This window comes from Moritella sp., assembly GCF_033791185.1.
GTDB lineage: Bacteria > Pseudomonadota > Gammaproteobacteria > Enterobacterales > Moritellaceae > Moritella.
On sequence record NZ_JASJHF010000166.1, the window covers coordinates 1 to 5,487 of the forward strand.

Below are 5,487 nucleotides of genomic sequence, written 5' to 3' on the forward strand. Positions count from 1 at the left end.
ATGAAGCTGTGGACAGGCATGTAGATGAAGGTTTTGGTAAGCAAATTGCAATTCGTTGGTTAAGCAAACAAAGTCAGCAACAAGATATAAGTTACGCTGAGCTAAAGGATCAGACTAGCCGTTTCGCTAACATCCTAGAGCACTTTGAGATACAAAGCAGTGATACTGTGTTTGGTCTATGTAACCGAGTCCCACAACTATATATCGCCCTGCTAGGTACGCTTAAATTTGGCGCCGTTTTTTCGCCGTTATTTTCTGCATTTGGACCCGAACCCATTCGCTCTAGAATGGAAATCGGACAGGCGCGAGTATTAATTACCAGTGAAGCACTTTACCGTAAAAAAGTGATGCCTTGGCGCGATCAATTAAGCAGTTTGAAATTAGTCTTGCTCTATAATGTCTCATCTGATCTTCCTGATAATTGCCACGACATTGATGCTTTGTTATCCACTAGTAGTGCTGATTTTCCCACGCGTTTATGTTCACCAGAACAATTAGCCTTAGTACATTTCACTTCCGGTACGACGGGTAAACCCAAAGGTGCTATGCATGTCCATCAAGCGGTGCTTTATCATAGTATTTCTGGCTTTTATGCGCTCGATTTAAAACCTGGAGACCGGTATTGGTGCACCGCCGATCCTGGTTGGGTAACGGGCACTTCCTATGGCATTATTGCGCCACTTTGTAACCGTGTATGCATGATTATTGATGAGGCCGAGTTTGATGCAGAGCATTGGTATCAACTACTCAGCGAGCAGAAAATTAATGTCTGGTATACCGCACCTACGGCAATCCGTATGTTAATGAAAGCCGGTGATGACATTGCCAAAAAATATGATCTTAGCGCATTACGTTTCATCGCCAGTGTAGGGGAACCTTTAAACCCAGAGGCCGTGGTATGGGGGCAAAAAGTATTTGCAATCCCCTTTCATGACAACTGGTGGCAAAGCGAAACTGGCGGCATCATGATCGCGAATTTTGCCACTACTGCAGTTCGCCCAGGGTCGATGGGTAAGCCCTTACCGGGTATTGAAGTGGCAATCATGCAAAAGCAAAAAGACGGCTCAATAAAACCCGCAACGGCAACCAATGAAATTGGCGAGTTAGCCTTGAAAAAAGGTTGGCCATCGATGTTCCGTGGTTACCTAAATGAACAACAACGCTATCAAAAATGCTTTATTGGCGATTGGTATCTCACTGGTGATTTAGCAATGTGTGATAAAGATGGCTATTACTGGTTTGTCGGTCGCGCCGATGATGTAATCAAGAGTTCAGGGCATTTAATCGGCCCCTTTGAAGTAGAAAGTGTTTTGATGGAAGACAAAGCTGTTGCGGAGGTTGCGGTGATCGGATTACCCGATGACATCGCGGGAGAGATTGTCAAAGCCTTTGTAGCTTTAAAGCCAGGACATCAAGGTGATCAGGCTTTAGCTAAAAAATTATTAGGTCATGCACGTAAACGCTTAGGGCCGGCAGTTGCCCCAAGGCAGATAGTGTTCCGCCAAAATTTACCGAAAACCCGTAGTGGCAAAATCATGCGTCGTTTATTAAAAGCACGAGAATTAGGTTTGCCAGAGGGTGATATTTCCACTTTGGAAAGTGATGAAGCCTAGGAGATGAAATCATGGGCCATGAAAAATTGCATATTAATCGTAGCCATCTGCATTTATTACTTAAACAAATGATACGTATTAGGCGCTTTGAAGAACGCTGCGTTAGCCTCTATAGCGAAGAAAAAATTCGTGGTTTTTTGCACCTCTACAATGGTGAAGAAGCCATTGCAGTGGGCGTCATGCAAGCGCTAACCGAACAAGATTCGGTACTTGCTACCTATCGCGAGCATGGCCATGCTTTGGCTCGCGGGGTGCCCATGGATAGTATCATGGCAGAAATGTTTGGTAAAAAAAGTGGTTGCAGTGGTGGTCGCGGAGGTTCAATGCACCTATTTGCAAATAAACAGCGTTTTTATGGTGGCAATGCCATTGTTGCCGGTGCTTTACCATTAGCCGTTGGCATCGCATTAGCCGATAAGATGCAGCAAAAGCAGACTGTCACCTGTTGTTTTTTTGGTGAAGGAGCCGTTGCCGAAGGCGAATTTCATGAAAGCTTGAATCTCGCAAAATTATGGAAATTGCCTGTCTTATTTATTTGTGAAAACAACCGTTATGCGATGGGAACATCCTTAGAAATAGAAGAATCAAATCAACAAATTCATTTAAAAGCAGCCAGTTATGGTCTCTCTTCACAGGTGATTGATGGTATGAACGTGGTTGATGTTGAGCGTTCAGCTAAAATTGCTTGTTTAGCGATACGTAACGGCGCAGGGCCACAGTTTATAGAGTGCCAAACCTATCGTTTTCGTGGCCATTCAATGTTCGATACCCAACTTTATCGTGACACCGCCGAAATAGATGAATGGAAAAAGAAAGGGCCTGTCGTACAGCTGAGTCAATGGCTGAAGAACAATCAACAAATACAAGAGGAAGAGATTCAAGCCATGGAATTGGCTGTCGAAGAGGAGATCACTGCCGCTGTAAATTTTGCGGAAGCGGCTGAAATTGAACCTGTAGAGGATCTATTACAACATGTTTATAAGGAGATTTCTGATGAATAAAATAACCTTCAGAGAAGCATTTAAAGCAGCTATGGTAGAAGCGTTAAACAAGGACTCCCGGGTTTTCTTAATGGGTGAAGATGTAGGGCGCTATGGAGGCTGTTATGCAGTTTCCAAAGGTTTGATTGATGACTTTGGTGCGCAAAGGATCATTGATACACCGCTATCGGAATCAGGGTTCGTCGGTGCAGGCATTGGTGCAGCAATGGCTGGAATGCGTCCTATTGTCGAAGTGATGACGGTTAATTTCAGCCTACTTGCTTTAGACCAAATCATCAATAATGCAGCAACCTTAAGGCATATGTCGAATGGACAGGTTAGCGTTCCTCTGGTGATTCGTATGGCCTGCGGTGCCGGCAAACAACTCGCCGCTCAACATTCACATAGTTTTGAAGGGTTATATGCTCATATACCGGGTCTTAAGGTACTTTATCCCGGCACTATCGGTGATGCCCGTTACATGTTGGAAATGGCTTTAGCAGATCCCGATCCCGTGATCATTTTTGAACATGTGATGCTCTATAACCAACAGGCTAACTTGCCAGAGAAACAGTCCCTTGCTCCCATGGAGAAGGCAGTGATCCGCAAAACCGGGAAAGACTTAAGTATTATCACTTGGGGTGGCTGCTTGTTTAAAGCACTGGATGCAGCTGAGCAACTGTTAAGTTTAGGTATCAACGCAGAAGTTGTTGATCTTCGCTGTTTACGACCATTAGACAGAGTAACAATTTTAGACTCAATACAGCGTACTCACAAGGCTTTGATTGTTGATGAATCATGGAAAACGGCAGGTATGTCTGCCGAAATAAGTGCCACAATCGCCGAACAGGGTCTATGGTATTTGGATGCACCGATTCGCCGAGTTTGCTCTGCAGAAGTTCCCATTCCCTACGCCACACATCTTGAACAAGCGAGCTTACCGCAAGTAGCCGACATAATCACGGTTGCTCAGCAAATGATAGCAGAGTCTCAGATCGCAATGGGAGACAACTAATGAGCAGCAATGAACATGAGTTAAAAATGCCTTCTTTTGGCTCCGACATGCGTAAAGGCAGCTTAACAAACTGGTTAGTTAAGGAAGGTGATCATATTAAACGTGGTGATGTTATCGCAGTCATTGAAACAAGCAAAGGTGCCATCGAGCTGGATATATTTGAAGATTCACAGGTAGTAAAGCTGTTGGTTAAAGAGGGTGACAAGGTCGCAGTAGGTGAACCTATTGCGCGTCTAAGTTCAGCAACTGCTAATGATAGTAAACCAGCAACAACCGACAAAGAAAATACATTAGAAACACCAGCAAAAGTGCTTGATTCGACTACCACTAAAACATTAACAAGTACAGAAACACTAACAGATACTGAAAAAACAACTAACCAGCAAACTGCAAACAGTCATTTACCGGTACACAAAAACTTTGTCCTAGCAACGCCAGCAGCACGCCAACTAGCTTGCCAACAGCAGTTATCCCTCGCAAAAATATTTGCGAATAACAACAATAAAATCGTCACTCGAGCAATGGTTGAGCAAGCAAGCCAAAATCAACAGTCTAACACTCCCTTAGCCATGACTGAAACAGCACTTCAAAAAAACACCTCAATCGAACAAAATAGTGACTTAGATAGCCCCCAGCATCAACAAACACCGATAAAAAAAGGCTTTGATAAAGATACCATGCGTCAAGCAATCAGCGATACGGTGACCCGATCAAAACGAGAAATACCACATTATTACTTAAAACAACGCATAGATATAACCGCATTACAGAATCATCTACAGGGTTATAATAATAATGTTCCTGTCTCGCAACGCCTATTATTAGCAGCTCCCTTATTATGCGCCATTGCTCGCTTACTAATAACCAATAAACAACTTAATGGTGAATACCTTGATGGGAAATTCCTGCCAAGTGAAACGGTTAACCTAGGCAACGCAATCAACTTACGCGGTGGTGGTTTAGTAATGCCTGTGATTCATGACGCACAAAACCTGAGCGTAGAATTAATGATGGAGGAACTCAAACAGCAAGTTTCTCGATCGCGTAATGGCAGTTTGGCTGCTTCGCAATTAAGTGGTGGCAGCTGCACGGTAACCAGTATTGGAGAGAGAGGTGCTGAGCAGATGTTTGCCGTTATCTACCCCCCACAGGTAGCAATCATTGCCCTAGGAAGTCCTCATCAGGAAGTACTGGCTATTGATGGAGCAGTGCATATACGTTCGGTTATTGATGCCAGTCTAGCCGCCGATCACAGAGTCAGTGATGGCCATATTGGGGCGCGCTTTTTATATCAACTTAATCAATTATTACAAGATCCAGAAATTTTATGGCAAACGCCAAGCTAAAATTGTAGAAATATGGAGGATTTATGGATACTAAACAACTAAGAGAATTGATCCTTACAGAGCTAAGTAATATTGCCCCAGAAATAGAGGAAGATGAAGTACCTGATGATCAGGATATGCGCGAAGCCCTAGAATTAGATTCGATGGACTTTCTTAATTTAGTGATCGCAGTATCCAAAAAAACCAAGGTTAATATTCCGGAAGTAGACTATCCAAAAATATTAACCCTGAACGGCATGATTAATTATATCAATAACAATTAATGCGCAGAGGTGGTTTTAAAAGCAATGCAAAAAGCAGCCAATTAAGGCTGCTTTTTATTAGCAAAAAAGATTAGGCAAGCAACAAACGCAACCACATACCCATAGGTGAAGTGAAACCAGTGGTCACTGATTTTATTTCACCTTTATCTATTACAAATAATGTTGGCGTCACCGATACTCCCCAATCACGACTAACTCCTCCTCTCGGATCATTAACCACATTAAATTGGTAGTCTTTGGCATTCAGGTATTGATTGATTCTATTTTCAT

General features: G+C 43.1%; 5 protein-coding genes and 1 pseudogene. 5 read left to right on the forward strand and 1 reads right to left on the reverse strand.

Annotation, left to right across the window (positions count from 1 at the left end; genetic code table 11):
- The 5 genes from acsA to QNK26_RS09945 form a co-directional block, all read left to right on the forward strand.
- The coding region (gene acsA / locus QNK26_RS09925) for an acetate--CoA ligase (protein WP_319222612.1) at positions 1-1,613 on the forward strand (1,613 nt) is incomplete at its 5' end.
- An 11-nt stretch (positions 1,614-1,624) separates the two neighbouring features.
- Positions 1,625-2,614 carry a pyruvate dehydrogenase (acetyl-transferring) E1 component subunit alpha gene (gene pdhA, locus QNK26_RS09930; RefSeq protein WP_319222614.1) on the forward strand — a complete coding sequence of 330 codons (990 nt, stop codon included), beginning with the start codon at positions 1,625-1,627 and terminating at the stop codon, positions 2,612-2,614.
- The gene (locus QNK26_RS09935; RefSeq protein WP_319222616.1) at positions 2,607-3,608 is read left to right on the forward strand and encodes an alpha-ketoacid dehydrogenase subunit beta; all 1,002 of its coding nucleotides are present in this window, start codon (positions 2,607-2,609) and stop codon (positions 3,606-3,608) included. Before pdhA ends, QNK26_RS09935 begins: the two co-directional genes overlap by 8 nt.
- Positions 3,608-4,954 (forward strand): dihydrolipoamide acetyltransferase family protein, encoded by a 1,347-nt coding sequence (locus QNK26_RS09940; RefSeq protein ID WP_319222617.1) that lies wholly within the window; start codon positions 3,608-3,610, stop codon positions 4,952-4,954. Before QNK26_RS09935 ends, QNK26_RS09940 begins: the two co-directional genes overlap by 1 nt.
- Before the next feature lie 23 nt (positions 4,955-4,977).
- A complete protein-coding gene (locus QNK26_RS09945; RefSeq protein ID WP_319222619.1) occupies positions 4,978-5,217 on the forward strand; it encodes an acyl carrier protein in 240 nt (79 codons plus the stop codon).
- 70 nt (positions 5,218-5,287) lie between these two features.
- Here the strand turns inward: QNK26_RS09945 and QNK26_RS09950 are convergent.
- Positions 5,288-5,487: pseudogene (locus tag QNK26_RS09950) on the reverse strand (protein disulfide oxidoreductase); the annotation flags it as partial.

What these genes read in the sequence shown, in the direction of transcription:
- pdhA (WP_319222614.1), top strand. Translation starts at nt 1,625, where the DNA reads ATGGGCCATGAAAAATTGCATATTAATCGTAGCCATCTGCATTTATTA.
- QNK26_RS09935 (WP_319222616.1), top strand. Translation starts at nt 2,607, where the DNA reads ATGAATAAAATAACCTTCAGAGAAGCATTTAAAGCAGCTATGGTAGAA.
- QNK26_RS09940 (WP_319222617.1), top strand. Translation starts at nt 3,608, where the DNA reads ATGAGCAGCAATGAACATGAGTTAAAAATGCCTTCTTTTGGCTCCGAC.
- QNK26_RS09945 (WP_319222619.1), top strand. Translation starts at nt 4,978, where the DNA reads ATGGATACTAAACAACTAAGAGAATTGATCCTTACAGAGCTAAGTAAT.